Origin of the sequence: Cupriavidus oxalaticus, from assembly GCF_004768545.1 — a bacterium.
Taxonomy (GTDB): Bacteria; Pseudomonadota; Gammaproteobacteria; order Burkholderiales; family Burkholderiaceae; genus Cupriavidus; species Cupriavidus oxalaticus_A.
This window is the reverse complement of record NZ_CP038635.1, coordinates 2,593,133-2,616,981: the sequence shown is the minus strand read 5'-3', so window position 1 is coordinate 2,616,981 and position 23,849 is coordinate 2,593,133. Positions and strand designations below refer to the sequence as shown.

Here is a 23,849-nt window from a genome sequence, read left to right as displayed (position 1 = left end):
CCCATGTTCCTGGAGACACGCATGCTCAAACCCGAAGTGGAAAGCCTCGTCCCCGGCCAGACCTTCGACCGCCGCGGCTTCGTCAAGATCGCGCTCGGTTCCGCCTTTGCCGCGGCTGCCTTGCCGGTGATGGCCCAGCAAGCCATCAAGACCGATTTCGCCGGTCTGACCGCGGGCGAGGTCACGATCCCGTCCGGCGGCTTCAGCATGCCCGCCTACCGGGCCCAGCCGGAAGGCAAGAAAAACCTGCCGGTGGTGCTGGTCGTCAGCGAGATCTTCGGCGTGCACGAATACGTCGCCGATATCTGCCGGCGCTTCGCCAAGCTCGGCTACCTGGCGATCGCGCCCGAACTGTTCGCGCGCCAGGGCGACCCGCAGAGCTTCGGTTCCATCCAGGAACTTCAGCGCGAGGTGATCGCCAAGGTCTCGGACGTCCAGGTCATGGGCGACCTCGACGCCGCGGTGGCCTGGTCGGGCGCCAATGGCGGCGACGTGTCGCGACTCGGCATCACCGGCTTTTGCTGGGGCGGCCGCATCACCTGGCTGTTCGCGGCGCACAGCCGGCAGCTCAAGGCCGCCGTGGCCTGGTACGGCCAGCTGTCGCCAGAGCCCGCGCCGCTGAAGCCCAAGAACCCGATCGACCTTGTCGGCCAGCTGCATGCGCCGGTGCTCGGCCTGTACGGCGGCAAGGACACCGGCATCCCGCTGGAGCATGTGGAGAAGATGAAGGCGGCGCTGGCGGCTTCATCCGACCGGGACGCCAAAGGCTCGCGCTTCGTGGTCTATCCCGAGTCCGGCCATGCTTTCCATGCCGACTACCGGCCCAGTTACCGCGAAGCGGACGCCAGGGACGGCTGGCAGAAGGCGCTGGCCTGGTTCAAGCAGCACGGCGTAGCGTGATCCGTTCGGGGTGACTCGGTCGAGAGCAGGATTGCAAAGTCCCGGCGGATACGTACAATGCGGCCTTTGAGTTATTGCAACATTGTTGCGTTAGCCGCCCGGCGCAATGCGGGCGGAACGGCGGAGCTGCTTGCTGGATGGCTGAAAGGCCGCCAGCGTCGCCACCTGGGAGCCCATCATCCATTCGACGCTTTTGTATATCCTGCTCGCCGCCACGATCTCGGGCGTGGGCAGCATCTTCGGGGCGGCGCTGCTGTCGCTGACGGTGGCGTCCCGCGTGGTCGAGCGCATGGTGAGCTTCTCGGTGGGCGTACTGCTCGCCACGGCGCTGCTGCATTCGCTGCCGGAGGCGTTCGAGTCCGGCGCCGACCCGCGCGCGCTGTTCGGCACGCTGCTGGCGGGGCTGCTGGGCTTCTTCCTGCTGGAGAAGATCTCGCTGCTGCGCCACTCGCACCACCACGAGGGCGACGGGCACCACCACCATCACGGCCATGACCGCGAAGAGGCGGGGCGCAGCGGCCTGACCATCCTGGTGGGCGATACCTTCCACAACTTTGCCGACGGCATCGTGATCGCGGCGGCCTTCCTGGCTGACCCGCATATCGGCGTGGTCACCGCGCTGGCCATTGCCGCGCACGAAATCCCGCAGGAAGTGGGCGACTTCATCGTGCTGCTCAACGCGGGGTTCTCCAAGGCGCGCGCCTTCGCCTTCAACCTGCTGTCGAGCGTGGCGGCCATCGCCGGCGGCCTGGTCGGGTACTTCCTGCTCGACGAGATGAGCGGCTGGATCCCCTACGTGCTGGTGATCGCCGCCAGCAGCTTCCTCTATATCGCCGTCAGCGACCTGATGCCGCAGATGCAGCGCAAGCCGCGCTGGCGCGAGTCGGCGATCCAGGTAGTGCTGGTGGCGGCGGGGATTTCGGCGATCGTCTTTATCACCAACGGCGTGCACGAGCGGCACGGCCACGCGCACGGCAGCGCCGCGCCGGTGGCCACTTCGCACTGAGCTGCCGCTCGCGTCAGGCGGCGCCGGTCGCCACCGGGCGCGCCGGATCAGCGCACCATTCGCTCCACGAGCCCGGGTAGAGCGCCGCGCCGCCCAGGCCGGCTGCTTCCAGCGCCAGCAGGTTGTGGCAGGCCGTCACGCCGGAGCCGCACTGCATCACCGCCTGAGCGGGCGCGCGCTGGCCCAGCACCGCGCCAAACTCGGCGCGCAGCGTTTCCGGGGACTTGAAGCGACCTTGGGCGTCGAGGTTGTCCTTGAAGAAGCGGTTGACCGCCCCGGGGATACGGCCGCCGACCGGATCCAGCGTTTCGTTCTCGCCGCGGAAGCGGTCGGGCGCGCGTGCGTCGACCACCAGCAGCGCGGCGCGGCCGAGGTTGTCGAGCAGGTCGGCGGCGTCCACCGTCGGCACCAGCGACTCGCGGCGCGAAATCTTGCCGGGAAACTCCGGCTCCGGGGTGGCCTCATGCTCCAGCGGCATGCCTGCCTTGATCCAGGCATCCTTGCCGCCATCCAGCACCGCGACCTCGTCATGGCCGATCCAGCGCAGCAGCCACCACAGCCGCGCGGCGAACATGCCGCCCTGCGCGTCGTAAGCCACTACCGGGGTGTCGTCTTCCACGCCCAGCGCCTGCAGCCGCGCGACGAAGTCGTCGGCATCGGGCAGGGGGTGCCGGCCGTTGCTGCCGGTCTTGCGGCCCGACAGTTCGTTGTCCAGGTGCAGGTAGAACGCGCCCGGCAGGTGGCCGACGTGGTACGCCTCGCGCCCGGCGGCGGGGTTGGCCAGGTCGAAGCTGCAGTCGATCACGACGCAGCGGCCGTTGCCGGCCAGCAGCGCCTGCAGTGCGGTGACGGAAATCAGCGGTTTCTGCATGGGAATCCTGTAGCGAGCGAAGGGAACGAAAGCTTAACGGATGCTACACCTCGGGATGCACTTCCGCCTCGGGCGACTTGACCGGCGTGGCCGGTGTCGGCTTGGCGTCGGTGCCCTGGCGCGCGCGCATCAGCGTGGTGGCAATGCCGCTGGCAATGATCAGCCCCATGCCCAGCCACGACAGCCAGTTGAGCTTGTCGGACCAGATCAGCATGCCCCACACACTGGAAAAGACGATGCCGGCATATTGCAGGTTGGCGGTCAGAAGGGTGTTGCCGCGCTTGTAGGCGCGCGTCATCGCGGTCTGGCCCAGCGTCGCCAGGATGCCGATGGCCAGCAGCAGGCCAACGCCATACCAGGTATGCGGGCTGACGCCGGAAATCAGCATCCAGGCCAGGCCGGCGATCATGCCGACCAGCGAGAAATAGAACACGATGCGGCCCTCGGGCTCGCCCAGCTGGCCGAGTTGGCGTACCTCGACGTAGGCCAGCGCGGTGAAGACCCCGGAGATCAGGCCGACCAGGCCGCCGGTGAGCTGGTCCTTGCCGACCGAGGGCTGCAGCAGGCAGATCACGCCGGCGAAGGACAGCAGGATCGCCAGCACCAGGCGCCGGTCGGCATTGCCGGCGGTGCCGGCCAGGGCGGCGCTGGCGCCGAGGATCAGCGCGATCCACACCGGCGACATGTAGTTCAGCGTCATCGCCGTCGCCAGCGGCAGCAGCGTGATCGAGGTGAACCACAGCATCAGCGCGGTCACGCCGAACACGCTGCGCTTGATATGCGACAGCATGTAGGGCGTGCGCACCGGCACGCCGCGCGACGACAGCAGCACCCACATGATGACCACGCTGATCAGCCCGCGGTAGAACACGATCTCGCCGGTGGTGTAAAGGTCGGATGCCAGCTTGACGCCCACCCCCATCAACGAGAACGAGAAGGCGGCGAACAGCATCCAGAGCGATTGCATGGCGGGGGCGGAGCGTGGAGTGGCGTGGTGTTGCGGGGGACTTGCGAAAGGCGCGGGCGGCGACGCCGCCGGCATTGCGGAGCAATGATTCTATCAGCGCACATCGCGCCCTAAAGCAAAACGGACCGCCGTGGCGGTCCGTGATGGCGCAAGCCGTGCGGTTATCGCACTAGCCCTGGTATGACATGGCGCGGCGATACCACTCGTGGAAGTGCTGCATGCCGTCTTCCATCGGCGACTGGTACGGCCCGACCTCGCTGGTGCCGCGCTTCAGCAGCGCCAGCCGGCCGGCATCCATGCGCTCGGCGATCTCGTCGTCCTCGACGCAGGTTTCCATATAGGCGGCGCGCTCGGCCTCGACAAACTCGCGCTCGAACAGCGCGATTTCCTCGGGATAGTAGAACTCCACCACATTGCGGGTCTTGCGCGGGCCCAGCGGGTGCAGCGTCGAGATCACCAGCACGTTCGGGTACCACTCCACCATGATGTTGGGGTAGTAGGTCAGCCAGATCGCGCCGTGCTTGGGCAGCACGCCGTTGTTGAAGCGCAGCACCGCGTCGTGCCATTTCTGGTACGTCGGGCTGCCGGGGCGCTTCAGGCCCGCGTGCAGGCCCACGGTCTGCACGCTGTGCCATTCGCCGAACTCCCACTTCAGGTCGTCGCACGAGACAAAGCTGCCGAGCCCCGGGTGGAACGGCACGACGTGGTAATCCTCCAGGTAGACCTCGATAAAGGTCTTCCAGTTGTAGTCACAGTCATGCACTTCGACGTGGTCGAGCATGTAGCCGTCGAATTTCAGGTCCTGCGCCACGCCCAGCCTGGCCAGGTCGGCGCGCACGTCGCGCTTGCCGTCGAACAGCAGACCGTTCCAGTTCTGCAGCGGCGAGCGCTTCAGGTGCAGGCATGGCTGCTGGTCGAAATGCGGCGCGCCGAGCAGTTCGCCCTTGAGGTCGTAGGTCCAGCGGTGCAGGGGGCAGACGATGTTCTGCTTGTTGCCGCGGCCATTGAGCATGATGGCCTGGCGGTGGCGGCACACGTTGGACATCAGTTCCACGCCGGCGGCATTGCGCACCAGCATGCGGCCCTCGTCCTCGGCCTTGAGCGTGTGGTAGTCGCCGACCTCGGGAACCATCAGTTCGTGGCCGACGTAGCCGGGACCTTGCCTGAACAGCAGTTCCAGTTCTTGTTGGTGCAGCGTTTCGTCGAAGTAGACGCCGACGGGCAGTTGCGTATCAGCCGGCGCCAGCTTAAGCGCGGTGCTGAGATTGGACATTATCCCCACTCCCAGATGAACAGGTGAAAGCAGTGAACAACCCAACCATCGAAAATTGAATCGATTTGGGAAAGACAGCCGCGGGTTGGCGAGGATGCGTCAGACCCTCGCGGCGAACGGGGGATTGTACCCGAGCCAAAAAGTTAAGGGACTGATTTTTTTGCCTTTTTAGCGAAAAAGTCGACCCGGGTCGTCATCGGGGTGCCGTACCGGCCGCATTCGGAAAGACGACCCAAGCGCACAAGTCACATACGCCCCGGCTGCACTCCGTCGGCACGCGGTTGGCGTCCACTCCCGCATGCTCAAGGATGGGGCAAGCGCCGGCTTTGGCGTAAAATCCGGGCTTCATCATCCGGGTTTTGCCCCCGGCGCCATATTCTCAGGGCCCTACATGCCAAAGACGACGACCGCTGCGGTCCAGACCGAAGACACCACCACGGCCTCCGTGCCGCCCGCTTCCTATGAAGCGGCGATGGCCGAACTCGAGACCCTGGTGGCCAGCATGGAGAGCGGCGAACTGCCGCTCGAGGCCTCGCTGGCGGCCTACCGCCGCGGCGCCGAGCTGGTGCGCTACTGCCAGCAGAAGCTGGAGCGCGTCGAGCAGCAGGTCAGGGTGCTGGAGGGCGAGGTACTGAAGCCGCTCGCCGGCGAAGGCAACGGCGGCAACGGGATCAATGGCGCGCAGGGGGCGGACGAGGCATGACCGATTTCGCCCAGTGGATGCAGGGGCAAAGCGCCCGTACCGAAGCCGCACTGCAAGCAGCGTTGCCAGATGCCAACACCGTGCCGCATACGCTGCACGAAGCGATGCGCTATGCTGCACTGAGCGGCGGCAAGCGCGTGCGGCCGCTGTTAGTGCACGCTGCCGGCGAGGTCAGCGGGGCCGACCCCGCCGCCTGCGATGCCGCGGCCTGCGCGCTGGAGATGATCCACGCCTACTCGCTGGTCCACGACGACATGCCGTGCATGGACGACGATGACCTGCGCCGTGGCCGGCCTACCGTGCACAAGGCCTACGACGAGGCCACTGCGCTGCTGGTGGGCGACGCGCTGCAGACCCAGGCCTTCATCGTGCTGGCCGGCGCCGAGGTTCTGACACCCGCGGCACGGCTGAAGCTGGTGGCGGAGCTGGCGCAGGCGTCGGGCTCGACCGGCATGGCCGGCGGCCAGGCGATCGACCTGCAGAACGTGGGCCGCGCGATGACACGCGACGCGCTCGAGGCCATGCACCGGATGAAGACCGGTGCGCTGCTGCGCGCCAGCGTGCGCATGGGCGCGTTGTGTGGCGAAATCGACGCCGGCGGGCTGGCCGAGCTGGACAAGTATGCGGCGGCGGTGGGATTGGCGTTCCAGGTGGTTGACGATATTCTGGACGTCACCGCGGATACCGCCACGCTGGGCAAGACCGCCGGCAAGGACGCCGCGCACGACAAGCCGACCTACGTGTCGCTGATGGGGCTGGCAGCGGCGCGCGACCTGGCCGGGGCGTTGCGCACCGAGGCGCATGCAGCGCTGGCCGGCTTCGGCAGCCGCGCAGCCCGCCTGGCCGACCTGGCGGACCTGATCGTGCTGCGCACACACTGAAATGACGAGCCGGACGAAAGAAACCGGTGGCCGAACGGAAATCATGACCTACGCACTCCTCAAGAAGATTGACGCCCCCGCAGACCTGCGCAAGCTCGACCGCCGCGAACTCCAGACGCTTGCGGATGAACTGCGCGCCTACGTGCTGGAGTCGGTCTCGCAGACCGGCGGCCACCTGTCTTCGAACCTCGGCACGGTCGAGCTGACCATCGCGCTGCACTACGTCTTCAACACCCCCGATGACCGGCTGGTGTGGGACGTGGGCCACCAGAGCTACCCGCACAAGATCCTGACCGGGCGCCGCGAGCGCATGGGCACGCTGCGCCAGTGGGGCGGCATCTCGGGCTTCCCGCGCCGCAGCGAGAGCGAGTACGACACCTTCGGCACCGCGCATTCGTCGACGTCGATCTCGGCAGCGCTGGGCATGGCGCTGGGCGCGCGCACGCTGGGCGAAAAGCGCGTCTCGGTGGCGGTGATAGGCGACGGCGCCATGACCGCGGGCATGGCCTTCGAGGCGCTGAACAACGCCGGCGTGTACAAGGACCTGCCGCTGGTGGTGGTGCTCAACGACAACGACATGTCGATCTCGCCGCCGGTGGGCGCACTCAACCGGCACCTGGCCCGGCTGCTGAGCGGCCAGTTCTATGCCGCCACCAAGAAGGGCATCGAGAAGGTGCTGTCGGTGGCGCCGCCGGTGCTGGAATTCGCCAAGCGCTTCGAGGAACACGCCAAGGGCATGATGGTGCCGGCGACGCTGTTCGAGGAATTCGGCTTCAACTACATCGGCCCGATCGACGGCCACGACCTGAACTCGCTGGTGCCGACGCTGCAGAACATCCGCGAGCGCGCGCTGGAAGGCGCGGGCCCGCAGTTCCTGCACGTCGTGACCAAGAAGGGCCAGGGCTACAAGCTGGCCGAGGCCGACCCGATCCTGTACCACGGCCCGGGCAAGTTCAATCCCGCGGAGGGCATCCGCCCGGCCGCCAAGCCGGCGCGCAAGACGTATACGCAGGTGTTCGGCGACTGGCTGTGCGACATGGCCGCCGCCGACAAGCGGCTGGTCGGCATCACCCCGGCGATGCGCGAAGGCTCGGGCATGGTCGAGTTCGAGAGGCGCTTCCCGGACCGCTACTACGACGTCGGCATCGCCGAGCAGCACGCGGTGACCTTCGCCGGCGGCCTGGCCTGCGAGGGCCTGAAGCCAGTGGTGGCGATCTACTCCACCTTCCTGCAGCGCGGCTATGACCAACTGATCCACGACGTGGCGCTGCAAGGCCTGCCGGTGGTGTTCGCGCTGGACCGCGCCGGTCTGGTCGGCGCAGACGGCGCCACCCATGCGGGTGCCTACGATATCGCCTACCTGCGCTGCATCCCCAACATGATGGTGATGACGCCGTCGGACGAAAACGAGTGCCGCCAGCTGCTGACCACGGCGTTCCACCAGGATTGCCCGACCGCGGTGCGCTATCCGCGCGGCACCGGCCCGGGCGCGGCAATTGCCGCCGAACTCGCCGGCGTACCGGTCGGCAAGGGCGTGGTGCGCCGCGAAGGCGCTGCGCGCGCCGGCCAGCGCGTCGGCTTCCTGGCCTTCGGCTCGATGCTGCATCCGGCCCTGGGCGCCGCCGAGGCGCTGGATGCGACCGTCGCCGACATGCGCTTCGTCAAGCCGCTCGACGTGGAACTGGTCAAGCGCCTGGCCGCCGGGAACGACTTCCTGGTCACGGTGGAAGAGGGCAGCGTGATGGGCGGTGCGGGCAGCGCCGTGCTTGAGGCGCTGGCCGAAGCCGGCATCGATATCCCGGTGCTGGTGCTGGGCCTGCCCGACCGCTTCGTCGACCATGGCGACCCGGCCTACCTGCTGCAGCAGTGCGGGCTCGACGCGGCCGGCATCGAGCGCTCGGTGCGGCAGCGCTTCGGCCTGGACCAGCCCAAGGTCTCGGTCGCTTCGCGCGTGGCCTGACCGCTGCCGGAGTGATCCCCGGCGGCTGGCCGGGATTACCTGTGCCGGCCAGGGGGATTTGGCCCTCGGCAACGAGTGCGTCCAAATTCCCTTAAACTCCCCCTTTTTGTGTTCGCAGCTGCGGGTCGGCGCGCCCTGTGCCGGGTCCCGTGGTTTCACACTCGTTGCGCGGCATGGATGGACTGCGAAAATGCCGCGACCGTAAGGACCTGTGCCAAGCGCTCAAATGCTCAAACGCTCAAACGCTGGTGCAGCCCTGGAGGAAACCGTAGATGAATGACATCAATCCCGCCTTCGTGATGCCCGACGTCCAGTCGAGCCTCGACACCCGCCAGATCCCCATCCAGCGCGTCGGTGTCAAGGGCGTGCGATATCCCGTGACCCTGAAGACCCCGGCCGGCATCATGCCGAGCGTGGGTACCTTCAACCTCGACGTGCACCTGCCGGCGGACCAGAAGGGCACGCATATGTCGCGCTTCGTCGCGCTGCTGGAAGAAGAGCGCGCGCCGCTGGAGCTGGCCAGCTTCCGCCTGCTGCTCGGCAAGATGCTGGAAAAGCTGGAAGCCGAGGCGGGCCGCATCGAGGTCACCTTCCCGTACTTCATCAGCAAGATCGCGCCGGTGTCGGGCGTGGAGTCGCTGCTGGACTATGAGGTCACGCTGACCGGCGAAGTGCGCAACGGCCAGACGCGCGTGTTCCTGAAGGCGATGGTGCCGGTGACCAGCCTGTGCCCGTGCTCGAAGAAGATCTCGCAGTACGGCGCGCATAACCAGCGCTCGCATATCACGATGGACGTGGAACTGGCTGCGGAACTGCCGGTGGAAGCGCTGGTGCGGATGGCCGAGGAAGAGGCGTCGTGCGAACTGTGGGGGCTGCTCAAGCGCCCGGACGAGAAGTTCGTCACCGAGCGCGCGTACGAGAACCCCAAGTTCGTCGAAGACCTGGTGCGCGATATCGCGATGCGGCTGAATGCGGATGAGCGCATCGTGGCCTATGTGCTGGAAGCGGAGAACTTCGAGTCGATCCACAACCACAGCGCGTATGCGGTGATCGAGCGGGACAAGCGGGTGAACTGATCCCCTCAGTTGCTGAAATGAAGAAGCCACCGCATGCGGTGGCTTCTTCATTTGGCGAGGGAACCGTCAGGCCGCGGATGGCAGGCGGATATCCGCCAGGTCCCACCTCGGCGTCACGCCATAGCCGTACTCGCGCCGCGCCAGTTCCGGCGCCGCCTGCAGGCGCATCGCGCCGGCAAATGCAATCATCGCGCCGTTATCGGTGCAGAACGCCAGGTCCGGGTAATACACGTCGATCCTGCGCTGCCTGCCGAGCAGGTCCAGCCGCTCGCGCAGCTGCCGGTTGGCGCCGACGCCGCCGGCCACCACCAGCCGCTTGTGCCCGGTCTGCTTCAGCGCCGCGAACGACTTGGCCGCCAGCACATCGACGATCGCATCGACAAAGGCGCGCGCCAGGTTGGCGCGGTCCTGCTCGCAGGTATTGGACAGCTTGCGGGTTTGCGTCAGCACCGCGGTCTTCAGCCCCGCGAAGGAAAAATCGAGATTGCCCGAATGCAGCATCGGCCGGGGCAGCGCGAACGCGCCGGGCGTGCCGAACTCGGCCATTCGTGATACTTCCGGCCCGCCGGGATAGCCCAGGCCGAGCAGCTTGGCGGTCTTGTCGAAGGCCTCGCCGGCGGCATCGTCCAGCGTCTCGCCCAGCAGCGTGTAATCGCCGACGCCGCGCACGTCCATCAGCTGGGTATGCCCGCCGGACACCAGCAGCGCCACGAACGGGAACGGCGGCGGCTCGCGCGTCAGCAGCGGCGACAGCAGGTGGCCTTCGAGGTGGTGCACGCCGACCATCGGCACGTTCAGCGCAAAGCCCAGCGCATTGGCGACCGAGGCGCCGACCAGCAGCGCGCCGGCAAGACCCGGCCCCTGGGTAAAGGCGATGGCGTCGATGTCCCGGCGGGTGCGGCCGGCATCGGCCAGCACCTGTTCGAGCAGCGGCAGCACACGGCGGATATGGTCGCGCGAGGCAAGTTCGGGGACCACGCCACCATAGTCGCGGTGCATGGCGATCTGCGAATGCAGTGCATGCGCCAGCAGGCCGGCCTCGGTGTCGTAGAGGGCCAGCCCGGTTTCGTCGCAGGAAGATTCGATGCCGAGGACAAGCATGAGGAAGAAGCCAAAGGCCGCAGCGAAAGGCGAAACGGCCGTCGAAACAACAGGTTGCAGGAAGCGCGCAGGGTAGCACAGCGGCGGGCAGCGTGCTTTTCGCTACAATCTGCCCTTTCTTGAGCGGTGGCAACAGATGGATTGGCGAGGCGAGCAATGAGCGGGGCGACGGGAACCCGGACGGGCCGGTATGACGTGGCCGTGCTGGGCGCGGGCGCGGCCGGCATGATGTGCGCCGCCGTCGCCGGCCAGAACGGCGCCAGCGTGGTGCTGGTCGATCACGCGACCAAACTGGCCGAGAAGATCCGCATCTCCGGCGGCGGCCGCTGCAATTTCACCAACCTGCAGGCGGGGCCGGCCAACTACCTGTCGTCCAATCCGCACTTCTGCCGCTCGGCGCTGGCGCGCTATACCCCGCAGGACTTCCTCGACCTGATGCGCCGCCACGGCATCGCCTGGCATGAGAAACATCGCGGCCAGCTGTTCTGCAATGACAGCGCCGAGGACGTGATCGCCATGCTGCGCGCGGAATGCGACACCGGCCGCGTACGCTGGCAGACCGGCTGTGCGGTAGCGGAAGTCCGCCGCGAGGGCGATGACTTCATGTTGCTGACCTCCGCCGGCACGATCCGCGCCGGCGCCCTGGTGGTGGCAACCGGCGGGCTGTCGATCCCCAAGATCGGCGCCACCGACTTCGGCTACCGCATCGCGCGCCAGTTCGGGCTGGGCATCGTCGAAACCCGGCCGGCGCTGGTGCCGCTGACTTTCGACGGCAAGGACTGGACCCCGTTCGCGCCGCTGGCCGGCGTGTCTCTGGAGGTGGATGTCGCCACCGGCAACGGCAAGACGGCGGGCGCGTTCCGCGAAGACCTGCTGTGGACGCACCGCGGGTTGTCCGGGCCGGCGGTGCTGCAGATCTCGAGCTACTGGAAGCCGGGCACGCCGATTGCCATCGACCTGTTCGACGGAGAAGACGCCGCGGCCTGGCTGCTGGAGCAGAAGGGCGGCAGCCGCAAGCACCTCGGCAACCTGCTGGCGCAGCGGCTGCCGGCGCGGCTGGCCGACGCATGGTGCGCCGCCGCTGGCGTAGATGCCGCCATGCCGCTGCACGATGTCACGGACAAGGGACTGCGCAAGCTTGGCGCATCGCTCAACGGCTGGCGCATTGTGCCGTCGGGCACCGAAGGCTATCGCAAGGCTGAGGTGACGATCGGCGGCGTCGATACGCGCGCGCTGTCCTCGGCCACGATGATGGCGCGCGAGGTGCCGGGGCTCTACTTCATCGGCGAGGTGGTCGATGTGACGGGCTGGCTGGGCGGCTACAACTTCCAATGGGCCTGGGCGTCCGCCGTCGCGGCAGGCAAGGCGGTGGCGGAGGCCAGCCGCAGCGCTGCCGCGGGACAGTCAGTGGCCTGACCGCCGATCCTGTTTGTGCTCAGGGCCCGCTTTTTCCGTGCCCGTTGCGCGCCACTTCCGTGCTCGGGGCTTGGTGCTACAATCCAGAACTTCGTAAAGCCGCTATCCCGAAAATCGAAGCTGTTCTGAACCGGGCCTCGCGCTTGCACCAACCCGCTGTGGCGCCACGCTTCGGCGGGTTTTTGCGTTATGGGCCTTGCAGTGGGCGGCTCTCGCCGCCACCTGTGAGTGTCCGCACACTTTCTGGAAGATCACGATGTCCCTCAAAGCCCGTATCAGCGAAGACATGAAGACCGCCATGCGCGCCCGCGAAACCGAGCGCCTCGGCACCATCCGCCTGCTTCTGGCCGCGATCAAGCAGCGCGAGGTCGACGAGCGCACGGAACTTGACGATACCGCCGTGCTGGCCGTGGTCGAGAAGCTGATCAAGCAGCGCAAGGATTCAATCTCCCAGTTCCAGCAGGCTGGCCGCAACGACCTGGCCGACAAGGAACTTGCCGAAGTCGAGGTGCTGAAGGTCTACATGCCCGCCGCGCTGTCCGAGGCCGAAGTCGCCGCCGAAGTCCAGCAGGCGGTCGCCGCCACCGGGGCTGCCGGCCCGCAGGACATGGGCAAGGTCATGGGCGTACTCAAGGGCAAGCTCGCCGGCCGTGCCGACATGACGGCCGTGTCGGCGCTGGTCAAGGCGGCGCTGGCTCAGAAGTAAGTGCTGATTTAATCAGATATAGGCGTGATGCACGCCGGATCGTCGGGATTCGGCGTAAATGCACGGAGTTGATAAACATTGCGGGCGGCCTGAGCGCGCTGCACTACAATATTCCGATAGCAACCGGGCGCCGCACCGGTCACGCATTCCTAGAAATTGCCTCCCGTCGCGGGACGGCCAAGCCTCAGGACGGTCAGTCGGGTGATTCCGCAATCCTTTATTCAGGACCTGCTCAACCGTGTCGACATTGTCGATGTGGTGGGCAAGTATGTGCAGCTGAAGAAGGGCGGCGCGAATTTCATGGGGCTGTGCCCCTTCCATAACGAGAAATCGCCGTCGTTCACGGTTTCGCCGACCAAGCAGTTCTACCACTGCTTCGGCTGCGGCGCCCATGGCTCGGCCATCGGTTTCCTGATGGAGTACTCCGGCCAGTCCTACCCGGAGGCGGTGCGCGAGCTGGCGCAGTCGGTCGGCATGACCGTGCCGGAAGAGCGCGACCGGCTGCCGCCGGGGCAACGCGCCGAACAGCAGGCCCGCTCGGTGGCGCTGTCCGACGCCATGACCCGCGCGACCGACTTCTACCGCCGCCAGCTGCGCACCGCGCCGCAGGCGATCCAGTACCTGAAGGGGCGCGGGCTGACCGGCGAGATCGCCGCGCAGTTCGGCCTGGGCTATGCGCCGGACGACTGGCAGGGGCTGGAAGCGGTGTTCGGCAGCTATCGCGACGACAATATCGCCGCGCCGCTGGCCGAATCGGGCCTGCTGATCGAAAGCGACAAGCGCGACCCCGACGGCAAGCCGCGGCGCTATGACCGCTTTCGCGACCGGATCATGTTCCCCATCCGCAACACCAAGGGAGCCGTGATCGGCTTCGGCGGCCGCGTAATGGGCCAGGGCGAGCCCAAGTACCTGAACTCGCCGGAAACCCCGCTGTTCAGCAAGGGGACCGAACTATACGGCCTGTTCGAGGCGCGCCATGCCATCCGGGAAACCGGATACGTATTGGTGGTCGAAGGGTATATGGACGTCGTGGCACTGGCCCAGCTCGGTTTTGCCAATGCCGTCGCTACCCTCGGCACGGCGTGCACCCCCGTGCACGTGCAGAAGTTGCTGCGCCAGACCGACGCGGTGGTGTTCTCGTTCGACGGCGATGCCGCCGGCCGCCGTGCGGCGCGAAGGGCACTCGAAGCCTGCCTGCCGCATGTGGCCGACAACAAGACCATCCGCTTCCTGTTCCTGCCGGCCGAGCACGATCCCGACAGCTATGTGCGCGAAGAGGGCACCGAAGCCTTTGCCACGCAGGTGCGCAATGCCATGCCGCTGTCGCGCTTCCTGCTGCAGTCGGTGACCGAGGAGCTTGACCTGCGCCAGCCCGAGGGCCGGGCCCGCGCCCAGTACGAGGCCAAGCCGCTGCTACAGGCGATGCCCGCCGGCGGCCTGCGGCTACAGATTGTGCGCGAACTTGCCGATGCCACTGGTACGACACCTGCCGAGATCGAGGCCATCTGCGGCTTGCGCAGCGATCCGGCCCGCGTGGGCCGTTTCGAGAAGCCGCGCCCGCGGGCAAGGCGGCAGGCGCCGACCGGCCTGGAGCAGCGCGTGATCCAGTTGCTGATGTGCTATCCGGCACTGTCCGCCCGGCTCGACGAAGACGCGCGCGCCTTGCTGCTGGATGGCGAGGGCGGCACAGGCGGAGAGAGCGAAGTGCTGACGCACCTGGTGTCGACATGCGATGGCCTGCAGGGCGAGGTGAATTTTGCGGCATTCAGCGAGCGGCTGGCCCAGTCGCCATATGCCGAACTGTACGCGGCTGCGCGCACCGCCGTGCTGAAGGAAGAGATCGAAGAGGCGCCTGCGACGCAGGAGTTCGATGCCGCCATCACCAAGCTGCTGGCAGAGCCGTTGCGGCGCGAACTCGACATGCTGCAGGCCGAAGTCGTGGCAGGGACCGCCGATGAGGCGGCCAAGCAACGCATGCGCTGGCTGGTGGGCGAGATCCACCGGCGGCGTCAACTTGGCTGAAGCGCGGCGGCGCGACGGCTATCAACCGGGAGGCAGGTTCAGGCGTTGGATGAGGGACTAGGCCGGCACCGCCGAGCTTAAGCCTTGATTTTTCAGGTGAAAACCTCACCTGACAGGAAGCTGGCTATCCGTGGCGTGCTACAATAGCCGGTTTGGATTGCGAAATCTTTCTTCCCAGTTCTGGTGAAAGTGAGCGTGCCAATGGCAAAGGCCAAAGCAACCGAAAAGGTTACAACGAAGGCTCCCCAATCAGGGAGCGGCAAGGCGTCTGCGAAAACGACGGCGGCGAAGACATCGACCGCGCCAGTCAGGACACCAGCCCGGTCTGCGCCATCCAAGTCCGTGCGTAGCGCGCAAGCGCCCGCCGTGACCACTCCTGCCAGGACTCGCACATCCAAGGAAACACAGGCCTCGACTTCGGCACGCGAGAGCGCCAGTACGAGCGGCAAGGTTGCCGTGTCTGCACCAGTGAAAGGCAAGAGTATCACCGTGGCGAAACAGCAGAATACCGAAGTCGAGAGCAAGCGAGCGGCAGCAGCCGGCGCCAAGAGCGGGGCCGCCAAGGCGGACAGCACCGCGACGGCATCCAAGGCGCGCACCGCGACCCCTGCATCCGTTGCATCCGAGCGTCCCGCTGCCCCGGCAATCAAGCCGGAGCCGAAAAAGCGCGGCCGCAAGCCCAAGGCCGAGATGCAGCACGACGACAGCACAACAGACGACGTGACTGAAGAGTTTTACGAGAACGACGTGCGCGCCGCGACGCCCGCAGCCGCGCCGAAGACCGAAAAGCAGAAGGCCAAGGACCGCAAGGCCAAGGAAAAGGCGCTGCTCAAGGAGTTCGCCTCGACCCAGCAGGGGACGGAAGAGGAGCTCGAGCTGCGTCGCCAGAAGCTCAAGGCGCTGATCAAGCTGGGCAAGTCGCGCGGCTACCTGACCTACGCGGAGATCAACGATCACCTGCCGGACGACATGGTCGATTCGGAAACGATCGACACGCTGGTCGCAACGCTGAACGACATCGGCATCGCCGTCTACGAACAGGCGCCGGATGCCGAGACGCTGCTGCTCAATGACAACGCGCCGTCCGCCACCAGCGAGGAAGAAGCCGAGGAAGAGGCCGAGGCGGCCCTGTCCACGGTTGACTCCGAGTTCGGCCGCACCACCGACCCGGTGCGCATGTACATGCGTGAAATGGGCACGGTCGAGCTGCTGACCCGCGAGGGCGAAATCGAAATCGCCAAGCGCATCGAAGCCGGCCTGAAGGACATGGTGATGGCGATCTCGGCATGCCCGGTCACCATCTCCGAGATCCTGGCCCACGCCGAGCGCGTGGCCAACGACGAGATCAAGATCGACGAGTTCGTCGACGGCCTGATCGACCCGAACGCCGATGAAGCCCCGGAAGCCCCCTCGGCCCCGGCGGCGGCGTCCGAAGACGAGGAGGAAGGCGACGAGAACGACGACGAGGAAGGCGACGAGGAAGACGACGACGAAGGCGGCGCCGGCGCCGGTGCCTCCGCGCGCCAGCTGGAAGAGCTGAAGCAGAACGCGCTGGAAAAATTCCGCGTGATCGCCGAGCAGTTCGACAAGATGCGCCGTGCCTTCGAGAAGGAGGGCTACAAGTCCAAGCCTTATGTCAAGGCCCAGGAAGCCATCCAGGCCGAACTGATGGGCATCCGCTTCACCGCCCGCAATGTCGAGCGCCTGTGCGACACGCTGCGCGGCCAGGTGGACGAAGTGCGCAAGCTCGAGCGCTCGATCCTGAATATCGTGGTCGACAAGTGCGGCATGCCGCGCTCGGAATTCGTCGCCCGTTTCCCGGGCAACGAGACCAACCTCGAGTGGATCAACACCGTGGTGGCCGACGGCAAGGGCTACAGCGCCATCGTCGAGCGCAACGTGCCGGCCGTGCATGAGCTGCAGCAGAAGCTGATCGACCTGCAGTCGCGCGTGGTGCTGCCGCTGAAGGAACTGAAGGGCGTCAACCGCAAGATGGCCGAGGGCGAGCGTCGTGCCCGCGAAGCCAAGCGCGAGATGACCGAGGCTAACCTGCGCCTGGTGATCTCGATCGCCAAGAAGTACACCAATCGCGGCCTGCAGTTCCTCGACCTGATCCAGGAAGGCAACATCGGCCTGATGAAGGCGGTGGACAAGTTCGAATACCGCCGCGGCTACAAGTTCTCGACGTATGCCACGTGGTGGATCCGCCAGGCCATCACGCGCTCGATCGCCGACCAGGCGCGCACCATCCGTATTCCGGTGCACATGATCGAGACGATCAACAAGATGAACCGCATCTCGCGCCAGATCCTGCAGGAAACCGGCAATGAACCGGATCCGGCAACGCTGGCCGAGAAGATGGAGATGCCGGAAGACAAGATCCGCAAGATCATGAAGATCGCCAAGGAACCGATCTCCATGGAAACGCCGATCGGTGACGACGACGACTCCCATCTGGGGGACTTCATCGAGGACACCAACACGCTGGCCCCGGCCGAAGCGGCGCTGCACGGCTCCATGCGCGACGTCGTCAAGGACGTGCTGGACTCGCTGACGCCGCGCGAAGCCAAGGTGCTGCGCATGCGCTTCGGCATCGAAATGAGCACCGACCACACGCTGGAAGAGGTCGGCAAGCAGTTCGACGTCACGCGCGAACGGATCCGCCAGATCGAGGCCAAGGCCCTGCGCAAGCTGCGCCACCCGAGCCGCTCCGACAAGCTGAAGAGTTTCCTGGAAGGCAACTAAACGCTTCCAAGGGCCTCTAGCTCATGCCTGGTTAGAGCAGCGGACTCATAATCCGTTGGTGCCGTGTTCGACTCACGGGAGGCCCACCAATGCTGTTAAAGAAGGGGTTACGGTGAATGCGCCGTAACCCCTTTTTTGCTTTGTCGCCAGTGACTTCCAGAAGCCCGCATGTGGCAACGCCGCTTCCAATGGCCAGCACACCACACGTTGGGGTGCAGGGCGCGATCCCTGGAGGAACCTCGGCCCGTGTAGCGATGGACTAAGGTAGTCGGATGCAACCCGTTCGCACCCGTTCAACCCGAAGAGGAGTCAAATCCATGTCCTATATCGACGGATTCTTGCTGGCCGTGCCGCAGGCCAATCGCGAAACCTACCGCCAGGTGGCGCAGAAGGCCGCAGCGGTGTTCAAGGAGCACGGCGCGCTGAAGGTGGTGGAATGCTGGGGCGATGACGTGCCGGAGGGAAAGGTGACGTCCTTCACCATGGCGGTCAAGCGCAAGGACGATGAAGCGGTGGTGTTCTCCTGGATCGTGTGGCCGTCAAAGGAGAAGCGCGACACCGGCATGAAGGCGGCGATGGAAGACCCGCGCCTGAAGGAAGGGATGGACCCGATGCCGTTCGACGGTCAGCGGATGATCTACGGCGGCTTCGAGGTGATTGTCGACGAGTAAGGTCGCAGGGCGCCGTCGTAACGAGCACCGCGCCGACGTGGCAGCGCCGGCGCCAGGCATGCCGGTTCAGATCAGGTGGAAGACCATGCCCAGGGCGATCGCGCCGCCCAGGGTTTCCACTGCTGCGAGGGCGAGAAGGTTCTTCAGTACGAATGCGTCTTCTTTTTTCGTCACCATGGTCTGTCTCCCGGTCATTGGAATCGTCTTGGTGCTCCATTGACTGCGGCGATGTGCCGCCTTGGCTGTGCCATATCAATGTGATACCAGTAGACCCCATGCGCGGCGCGACTGGAAGCTGGCGGAAACCCGCTCGGAGAAAACCCCGATTCCTGGCTGGGCGAGTGCGAGTGATGATTGACAGGCTTTACAGGTGACGCCAGGCGCGCGGCGCCCGGCGCTCTGTTGTCGGCCGTACGACCCGCATTTGGGTGATGTGGGCCTTGGCGCGATCGGACAAGATCACCGCGTGGGTAATCGAAAGGTTGCCCCGCTACCACTTGAGCCCCGCTGCCCTCCCCGGCACCGGGGCTTTTTCCTTGCCAGGCGGCCAGCTGGACCCATGGCAGGCCTCATGTGCGGCGGCTACACGAAGTGGGGCAAGATGATCCAGGACAACGGCATCCGCGGCGACCGAGTCACCTGGACGCCGCGCCGGTGGTGGACGGATCTCCCTGTCAGGCCGCCTGCTGTGCAGGCTGGGCCGGCTGACTCGCCGGCCGCGCCGGCAAGGGCAGGACGGTGGCCAGGCCTAGGAACTGGCTCGAAGTGCGCAGGAACTGCTGGCAGGTCTGGCGGAATTGCTCGAAGTCCATATTGGTCTCGGTGGTCGGAAGGTGGCGTCCGCGCGGCCGGTTCTGGCTCGCCTTGTCAACGGTGCCGCCGGCATCATCCATTGCCGATGTGACAGTTTCTTGAAATCGCCCCGGCGGGGGCCGCGCAGTGTCGCGGCGCGCCTGCACACCCGCCCCATGCTGGTCACTCTAGCGGCAGAAATGCTAGAATTTAAGTCTTTGATTCTCTTGGCCAAAAGCTGCAAGCCCTGTGCAAGCGGCATGGCCGCGCCGGCGCCTCCCCGGTGTCAGCCGAGAGCCAGGGCGAGATGAGTTCCAGACGCGTATCCGTTTGTGCCGGGTTCGCCTCCCGCCAGACACCGATACCCATGACCACTACGACCGCACCAGAACCCACCACCGCCGGGCAGACCGCGGTGCAGACCTTCGAAAGCTTTGGCCTGGACGCGCGCATCCTGCGTGCCTTGTCCGACCAGGGCTACACCACGCCCACGCCGATCCAGGCACAGGCCATTCCCGTCGTGCTGCTCGGCAAGGACGTGATGGGCGCCGCGCAGACCGGCACCGGCAAGACCGCCGGCTTCGCGCTGCCGATCATCCAGCGCCTGTTGCCGCTGGCCAATGCCAGCGCCTCGCCGGCGCGCCATCCGGTGCGCGCGCTGATGCTGACGCCCACGCGCGAACTGGCCGACCAGGTCTACGACAACGTCGCCCGCTACGCCAAGCACACCGACCTGCGCAGCACGGTGGTGTTCGGCGGCGTTGACATGAATCCGCAGACCGACGCCCTGCGCCGCGGCGTCGAGATCCTGGTGGCCACGCCGGGCCGCCTGCTCGACCACGTGCAGCAGAAGTCGGTCAACCTGTCGCAGGTGCAGATGCTGGTGCTGGACGAAGCCGACCGCATGCTCGACATGGGCTTCCTGCCGGACCTGCAGCGCATCATCAACCTGCTGCCGGCACAGCGCCAGACGCTGCTGTTCTCGGCCACGTTCTCGCCGGAAATCAAGCGGCTGGCCGCCAGCTACCTGAAGCAGCCGGTCACCATCGAAGTGGCGCGCAGCAACTCGACCAACGAGAACGTGCGCCAGGCGGTGTACCAGGTCGAGGACGGCCACAAGCAGGCCGCGGTGGTGCACCTGCTCAAGCAGCGCGCCGAGCAGTCGCAGTCGCGCCAGTGCATCGTCTTCGTCAACAGCAAGATCGGCTGCTCGCGGCTGGCGCGGCACCTGGAGCGCGAGGGCATCAACGCCGCCGCGATCCATGGTGACAAGACCCAGACCGAGCGCATGCAGACGCTGGACGGCTTCAAGAGCGGCACCATCGATGCGCTGGTCGCCACCGACGTGGCGGCGCGCGGGCTCGATATCCCCGACATGCCATGCGTGATCAACTTCGACCTGCCGTTCAGCGCCGAGGACTACGTGCACCGTATCGGCCGCACCGGCCGTGCCGGCGCCAGCGGCGATGCGCTGTCGATCTACGTGCCGGGCAACGATGAGCGCCTGTTGTCCGATATCGAGAAGCTGATCAAGCGCAGCATTCCGCGCGGCAAGCTGGAGGGCTTTGACCCGACCGGCGAGAAGTCGCGCCAGGACGAGGCAGAGCGCCGCCGCCAGCGCGGCGACCTGCGCCGTGCGCGCGGCAGCGGCGACGAGGAGCGGCCGCGCCGCCACGAGCACAGCGGCAGCCGCCAGGTGTTCCGCCCTTCCGACGATCCGTTCTTCTCGCGCCCGTACGAGCCCAGCGCAAGCAGCTCGCAGGTCAAGCCGTCGGAGGAAATCGCCGCCGCGCTGAGCCGTGGCCGCCAGGCGCCCAAGCGCCCGGTCGCGGCGCTGCTGGGCGGCGTGCCGCGCAAGTCCTGAATCCTAAGTCCTAAGTCCTAAGTCCTGATTGGGCGACCCGCCCGAGGCGGCCTGCGGGTCAGGCCGCCGCCATTCGCTGGCGCCAGTCCTCCGTGGCGCGCGCCAGCCAGTCCCGCACATTGCCTTCGTGGTTCGCCAGTCCCAGGTTCATGCCAGCCTGGCGCAGCGCCTCCAGAGGAGCGCCGGTGTCGATCGCCTGCGCGCCGCTCTGCTTGCTCAGCTTTTCCCCGATCTCGTTGACCACCACCGGCACGTGCAGGTAGCTCGGCGTGGGCAGGTCCAGCAGGTGCTGCAGGTGGATCTGCCGCGGCGTCGAGTCAAGCAGGTCGGCGCCACGCACGATATGCGTGATGCCCTGCAGGCCATCATCCACCACCACCGCCAGCTGGTAGGCCCACAGCCCGTCGGCACGGCGCAGCACGAAGTCCCCCAGCTCGGTCTCGAGGTCCTGGCACTGGCGCCCCTGCCAGCGGTCGTCAAAGCAGATCGTGGCGGCCGGGCCGTCCGGCACGCGCACGCGCCACGCGCGCGGCAGCTTGCCGTTCAGGCCATGACGGCAAGTGCCGGGGTAGCCCAGCGTCTGGTGCCGCTCGCGCACGTGCACCAGCGAATCGGCGATTTCCTTGCGTGAGCAGCCGCAGGGGTAGAGCTGCCCGGCGGCATCGAGCCGGCGCAGCGCCTCGGCGTAGTGCGCCTCGCGCCGGCTCTGCCACACGGGCGGCTCGTCCGGCGTCATGCCCAGGCGCGCCAGCGTCTGCAGGATGTCCTGGTCGGCGCCGCGCACGCAGCGCGGCATGTCGATGTCCTCGATACGCACCAGCCACTGGCCGCCGTGCGCGCGCGCATCCAGCCAGCTGGCCAGCGCGGTGACCAGCGAGCCCATATGCAGCGGGCCGGTCGGCGAGGGGGCAAAGCGGCCGCGGTAGCCGGCCGCCGAGGCAAACATTGCAGCCGTCACTGCCATGCGGACACCCTCAGCCGGCGAGTTCGGGTTGCAGCAGCAGTGCCTGCGCCAAGCGCGGGTCTTCCAGCTTGCCGGCCCACCACTGCAGCGCCTTGCCGCGGTTGCTGGTGCGCCACGCCACCTTGAAGTTGCCCGGGGCGCGCACCTCGACGGTCTCGCGCGCCTGCAGCACGCCGCTCTCGATATGCGGCTGCGCCATCGGCGCCGGCAGCCAGCCGCAGCCCAGGCCCCGGATCTGCGCTTCCAGCTTGTCGCGCATGGTCGGCACCACCAGCACGTCCTGGCCGGCCAGCACGCCATGGGTGCGCGCGGGCAGGTTGCGCGAGGTATCGCCCACCGCGACGATGCGGTGCCTGGCGATCTGGATGGTGGTGAGCGGGCCTTCCTCGGTGGCCAGCGGATGGTGCGCCGCCACCGCGAACACGAACGGCATCGTACCCAGCGGGCGGATCTGGAAGCCCTGCGTGCTGGGCGCGTCGTAGGCGCCGCCGATCACCAGGTCGGCACGGTTGCTGACCAGCGCGTCCCAGGCGCCGCCCAGCACTTCCTTGGCAAAGCGCAGCCGCGTGGCAGTGTTCTCTGCATAGAAGTCGTGGACCACCGGCAGCAGCGCGCGGAAATTGATCAGGTCGTCCACCACGATGGTCAGCGTGGCTTCCCAGCCGGTGGCCAGCCGCTTGACGCGGCGCGCCAGGTCGTCGGCGGCGTGCAGCAGGTGGCGGCCTTCGTCGAGCAGTGCGCGTCCGGCCGGGGTCAGCTCGGCGCGGTGCCGGCGCCGGTCGAACAGCAGCACGTCTAGGTCTTCTTCCAGCTTGCGCACCACATAGGTCAGCGCGGAGGGCACCTTGCCCATCTCGTGGGCGGCGGCGGCGAAGCTGCCCTTGCGCTCGATGGCGTCCAGGACTTCGAGGGATTCGAGTGAGAGTGGCATATTCAGAAAAACTGAATGAGTGCTTCTAAGGCGGTCCCCGTAAATATACGCGTCGGGGCCTAAACTTCCTAGCATCAACAACGCAATACATGCCATCCAGCGGTCCCAGGCAGTTCGGATGCCGGTGGCGACACGGATACAGGCCAAGGAGGGCCATCAAAATGATTGAAATCAGAAAGTCTGCAGAGCGCGGTTATGCGGATCACGGCTGGCTGAAGTCCTATCATTCGTTCTCGTTTGCCGACTACTACGATCCGCAGCATGTGCAGTTCGGGCCGCTGCGCGTGATCAACGAGGACCGCGTCGCGCCGGGCATGGGCTTCGGCACGCACGGCCACCGCGACATGGAGATCATCAGCTACGTGCTCGAAGGCGAACTGGCGCACAAGGACAGCATGGGCAACGGCAGCGTGATCCGTCCGGGCGACGTGCAGCGCATGAGCGCCGGCACCGGTGTGCGGCACTCGGAGTACAACCACGCCGCGCACGATACGACCCACTTCCTGCAGATCTGGATCATGCCTGCGCAGAATGGCATCGAGCCGGGCTACGAGGAAAAGCACTTCGAGGCGGCCGACAAGCGCGGCAAGCTGCGCCTGGTGGCCAGCCAGGACGGCGCCGACGGCTCGGTGGTGGTGCACCAGGACGTGCGCCTGTACGCCGGGCTGCTCGATGGCGAGGAGGCCGCCACGCTGGCCCTCGCGCCGGGTCGCCGCGCCTATGTCCATGTCGCGCGTGGCCGCGTGCTGGTCAACGGCAAGGCGCTGGAAGCGGGCGATGCGGCCAAGCTGGAGTCGGTCGGCGAGGTCGCGCTGTCTGGTGGCGATGACGCCGAGGTGCTGGTGTTCGACCTGCCCTGACCATCACGCGTAGATTCGCTTGAAAATCCTGCCCGCCAACCGGCGGGCTTTTGCTTTTTGTGTCGCAACGGGTAGGGTCAGGTACCGCTGTGCTATCTTCTCGCTATGCATTGCGCCTGCGCCGGCACATCGGGCGGGGC

21 protein-coding genes and 1 tRNA gene are annotated in these 23,849 nt (G+C 66.7%); 14 read left to right on the top strand and 8 right to left on the bottom strand.

Annotated elements, in window-relative coordinates; translation table 11 throughout:
* Positions 1 to 21 precede the first annotated feature (21 nt).
* Both E0W60_RS22950 and E0W60_RS22945 read left to right on the top strand, forming a co-directional pair.
* On the top strand, positions 22 to 900 hold the full coding sequence (locus tag E0W60_RS22950; RefSeq protein ID WP_135705642.1) for a dienelactone hydrolase family protein: 879 nt from the start codon (positions 22 to 24) through the stop codon (positions 898 to 900).
* A 193-nt stretch (positions 901 to 1,093) separates the two neighbouring features.
* Positions 1,094 to 1,906: a ZIP family metal transporter gene (locus tag E0W60_RS22945; protein WP_218959477.1), complete on the top strand. Its 813-nt coding sequence runs from the start codon at positions 1,094 to 1,096 to the stop codon at positions 1,904 to 1,906.
* A 13-nt stretch (positions 1,907 to 1,919) separates the two neighbouring features.
* On the opposite strand, the gene E0W60_RS22940 is transcribed toward E0W60_RS22945, so the two are convergent.
* The 3 genes from E0W60_RS22940 to E0W60_RS22930 form a co-directional block, all read right to left on the bottom strand.
* Positions 1,920 to 2,777, bottom strand: coding sequence for a sulfurtransferase (locus E0W60_RS22940; protein ID WP_135705641.1), 858 nt, complete (start codon positions 2,775 to 2,777; stop codon positions 1,920 to 1,922).
* A 43-nt stretch (positions 2,778 to 2,820) separates the two neighbouring features.
* Complete coding sequence (locus E0W60_RS22935) at positions 2,821 to 3,744, bottom strand: DMT family transporter (protein WP_133093092.1); 924 nt, start codon at positions 3,742 to 3,744, stop codon at positions 2,821 to 2,823.
* A gap of 169 nt (positions 3,745 to 3,913) precedes the next feature.
* Positions 3,914 to 5,017, bottom strand: coding sequence for an aromatic ring-hydroxylating oxygenase subunit alpha (locus E0W60_RS22930; protein ID WP_135705639.1), 1,104 nt, complete (start codon positions 5,015 to 5,017; stop codon positions 3,914 to 3,916).
* 391 nt (positions 5,018 to 5,408) lie between these two features.
* On the opposite strand from E0W60_RS22930, the gene E0W60_RS22925 reads away from it, so the two are divergent.
* From E0W60_RS22925 to folE2, 4 genes are all read left to right on the top strand, one after another.
* A complete protein-coding gene (locus E0W60_RS22925; RefSeq protein ID WP_133093090.1) occupies positions 5,409 to 5,720 on the top strand; it encodes an exodeoxyribonuclease VII small subunit in 312 nt (103 codons plus the stop codon).
* On the top strand, positions 5,717 to 6,601 hold the full coding sequence (locus E0W60_RS22920; RefSeq protein ID WP_135705637.1) for a polyprenyl synthetase family protein: 885 nt from the start codon (positions 5,717 to 5,719) through the stop codon (positions 6,599 to 6,601). Before E0W60_RS22925 ends, E0W60_RS22920 begins: the two co-directional genes overlap by 4 nt.
* 43 nt (positions 6,602 to 6,644) lie before the next feature.
* Positions 6,645 to 8,561, top strand: coding sequence for a 1-deoxy-D-xylulose-5-phosphate synthase (dxs, locus tag E0W60_RS22915; RefSeq protein WP_133093088.1), 1,917 nt, complete (start codon positions 6,645 to 6,647; stop codon positions 8,559 to 8,561).
* A 272-nt stretch (positions 8,562 to 8,833) separates the two neighbouring features.
* Positions 8,834 to 9,637, top strand: coding sequence for a GTP cyclohydrolase FolE2 (folE2, locus tag E0W60_RS22910; protein WP_135705635.1), 804 nt, complete (start codon positions 8,834 to 8,836; stop codon positions 9,635 to 9,637).
* Between the two features lie 66 nt (positions 9,638 to 9,703).
* On the opposite strand, the gene tsaD is transcribed toward folE2, so the two are convergent.
* Positions 9,704 to 10,738 carry a tRNA (adenosine(37)-N6)-threonylcarbamoyltransferase complex transferase subunit TsaD gene (gene tsaD / locus E0W60_RS22905; protein WP_135705633.1) on the bottom strand — a complete coding sequence of 345 codons (1,035 nt, stop codon included), beginning with the start codon at positions 10,736 to 10,738 and terminating at the stop codon, positions 9,704 to 9,706.
* A 156-nt stretch (positions 10,739 to 10,894) separates the two neighbouring features.
* Between tsaD and E0W60_RS22900 the strand changes: the two genes are divergently transcribed.
* The 3 genes from E0W60_RS22900 (at position 10,895) to dnaG (ending at position 14,882) form a co-directional block, all read left to right on the top strand.
* Entirely contained in the window at positions 10,895 to 12,154 is a 1,260-nt protein-coding gene (locus tag E0W60_RS22900) for an NAD(P)/FAD-dependent oxidoreductase (protein ID WP_135705631.1), read from the top strand.
* Between the two features lie 256 nt (positions 12,155 to 12,410).
* Positions 12,411 to 12,860, top strand: a complete 450-nt coding sequence (locus E0W60_RS22895) for a GatB/YqeY domain-containing protein (protein WP_135705629.1) — start codon at positions 12,411 to 12,413, stop codon at positions 12,858 to 12,860.
* A 201-nt stretch (positions 12,861 to 13,061) separates the two neighbouring features.
* Positions 13,062 to 14,882 (top strand): DNA primase, encoded by a 1,821-nt coding sequence (dnaG, locus tag E0W60_RS22890; protein ID WP_135705627.1) that lies wholly within the window; start codon positions 13,062 to 13,064, stop codon positions 14,880 to 14,882.
* A gap of 92 nt (positions 14,883 to 14,974) precedes the next feature.
* On the opposite strand, the gene E0W60_RS37370 is transcribed toward dnaG, so the two are convergent.
* On the bottom strand, positions 14,975 to 15,361 hold the full coding sequence (locus tag E0W60_RS37370; protein WP_240745891.1) for a hypothetical protein: 387 nt from the start codon (positions 15,359 to 15,361) through the stop codon (positions 14,975 to 14,977).
* On the opposite strand from E0W60_RS37370, the gene rpoD reads away from it, so the two are divergent.
* The 3 genes from rpoD to E0W60_RS22875 all read left to right on the top strand — a co-directional run bounded on the left by rpoD (position 15,351) and on the right by E0W60_RS22875 (position 18,298).
* Complete coding sequence (rpoD, locus tag E0W60_RS22885; RefSeq protein ID WP_195427360.1) at positions 15,351 to 17,627, top strand: RNA polymerase sigma factor RpoD; 2,277 nt, start codon at positions 15,351 to 15,353, stop codon at positions 17,625 to 17,627. The genes E0W60_RS37370 and rpoD overlap by 11 nt on opposite strands.
* Before the next feature lie 10 nt (positions 17,628 to 17,637).
* Positions 17,638 to 17,716 (top strand) — tRNA-Ile (locus tag E0W60_RS22880).
* A gap of 228 nt (positions 17,717 to 17,944) precedes the next feature.
* The gene (locus E0W60_RS22875; protein WP_029045558.1) at positions 17,945 to 18,298 is read left to right on the top strand and encodes a DUF1428 domain-containing protein; all 354 of its coding nucleotides are present in this window, start codon (positions 17,945 to 17,947) and stop codon (positions 18,296 to 18,298) included.
* A gap of 674 nt (positions 18,299 to 18,972) precedes the next feature.
* Here E0W60_RS22875 and E0W60_RS22870 read toward each other — a convergent pair.
* Positions 18,973 to 19,191 carry a hypothetical protein gene (locus E0W60_RS22870; protein ID WP_133093081.1) on the bottom strand — a complete coding sequence of 73 codons (219 nt, stop codon included), beginning with the start codon at positions 19,189 to 19,191 and terminating at the stop codon, positions 18,973 to 18,975.
* A gap of 266 nt (positions 19,192 to 19,457) precedes the next feature.
* On the opposite strand from E0W60_RS22870, the gene E0W60_RS22865 reads away from it, so the two are divergent.
* Positions 19,458 to 20,954, top strand: coding sequence for a DEAD/DEAH box helicase (locus tag E0W60_RS22865; RefSeq protein WP_205751634.1), 1,497 nt, complete (start codon positions 19,458 to 19,460; stop codon positions 20,952 to 20,954).
* A gap of 58 nt (positions 20,955 to 21,012) precedes the next feature.
* Here E0W60_RS22865 and gluQRS read toward each other — a convergent pair whose 3' ends face one another.
* Both gluQRS and E0W60_RS22855 read right to left on the bottom strand, forming a co-directional pair.
* Positions 21,013 to 21,918: a tRNA glutamyl-Q(34) synthetase GluQRS gene (gene gluQRS, locus E0W60_RS22860; RefSeq protein WP_135705620.1), complete on the bottom strand. Its 906-nt coding sequence runs from the start codon at positions 21,916 to 21,918 to the stop codon at positions 21,013 to 21,015.
* 10 nt (positions 21,919 to 21,928) lie between these two features.
* On the bottom strand, positions 21,929 to 22,849 hold the full coding sequence (locus E0W60_RS22855) for a LysR family transcriptional regulator (protein WP_133093078.1): 921 nt from the start codon (positions 22,847 to 22,849) through the stop codon (positions 21,929 to 21,931).
* A gap of 161 nt (positions 22,850 to 23,010) precedes the next feature.
* On the opposite strand from E0W60_RS22855, the gene E0W60_RS22850 reads away from it, so the two are divergent.
* Positions 23,011 to 23,709 carry a pirin family protein gene (locus E0W60_RS22850; RefSeq protein ID WP_133093077.1) on the top strand — a complete coding sequence of 233 codons (699 nt, stop codon included), beginning with the start codon at positions 23,011 to 23,013 and terminating at the stop codon, positions 23,707 to 23,709.
* The last annotated feature ends 140 nt before the right edge of the window (positions 23,710 to 23,849 follow it).

Bases quoted from the DNA above. Each gene is read 5' to 3' on its own strand.
- E0W60_RS22950 (WP_135705642.1), top strand. From the start codon at position 22: ATGCTCAAACCCGAAGTGGAAAGCCTCGTCCCCGGCCAGACCTTCGAC.
- E0W60_RS22940 (WP_135705641.1), bottom strand. From the start codon at position 2,777: ATGCAGAAACCGCTGATTTCCGTCACCGCACTGCAGGCGCTGCTGGCC.
- E0W60_RS22935 (WP_133093092.1), bottom strand. From the start codon at position 3,744: ATGCAATCGCTCTGGATGCTGTTCGCCGCCTTCTCGTTCTCGTTGATG.
- E0W60_RS22930 (WP_135705639.1), bottom strand. From the start codon at position 5,017: ATGTCCAATCTCAGCACCGCGCTTAAGCTGGCGCCGGCTGATACGCAA.
- E0W60_RS22925 (WP_133093090.1), top strand. From the start codon at position 5,409: ATGCCAAAGACGACGACCGCTGCGGTCCAGACCGAAGACACCACCACG.
- E0W60_RS22920 (WP_135705637.1), top strand. From the start codon at position 5,717: ATGACCGATTTCGCCCAGTGGATGCAGGGGCAAAGCGCCCGTACCGAA.
- dxs (WP_133093088.1), top strand. From the start codon at position 6,645: ATGACCTACGCACTCCTCAAGAAGATTGACGCCCCCGCAGACCTGCGC.
- folE2 (WP_135705635.1), top strand. From the start codon at position 8,834: ATGAATGACATCAATCCCGCCTTCGTGATGCCCGACGTCCAGTCGAGC.
- tsaD (WP_135705633.1), bottom strand. From the start codon at position 10,738: ATGCTTGTCCTCGGCATCGAATCTTCCTGCGACGAAACCGGGCTGGCC.
- E0W60_RS22900 (WP_135705631.1), top strand. From the start codon at position 10,895: ATGAGCGGGGCGACGGGAACCCGGACGGGCCGGTATGACGTGGCCGTG.
- E0W60_RS22895 (WP_135705629.1), top strand. From the start codon at position 12,411: ATGTCCCTCAAAGCCCGTATCAGCGAAGACATGAAGACCGCCATGCGC.
- E0W60_RS22875 (WP_029045558.1), top strand. From the start codon at position 17,945: ATGTCCTATATCGACGGATTCTTGCTGGCCGTGCCGCAGGCCAATCGC.
- E0W60_RS22870 (WP_133093081.1), bottom strand. From the start codon at position 19,191: ATGGATGATGCCGGCGGCACCGTTGACAAGGCGAGCCAGAACCGGCCG.
- E0W60_RS22865 (WP_205751634.1), top strand. From the start codon at position 19,458: ATGACCACTACGACCGCACCAGAACCCACCACCGCCGGGCAGACCGCG.
- gluQRS (WP_135705620.1), bottom strand. From the start codon at position 21,918: ATGGCAGTGACGGCTGCAATGTTTGCCTCGGCGGCCGGCTACCGCGGC.
- E0W60_RS22855 (WP_133093078.1), bottom strand. From the start codon at position 22,849: ATGCCACTCTCACTCGAATCCCTCGAAGTCCTGGACGCCATCGAGCGC.
- E0W60_RS22850 (WP_133093077.1), top strand. From the start codon at position 23,011: ATGATTGAAATCAGAAAGTCTGCAGAGCGCGGTTATGCGGATCACGGC.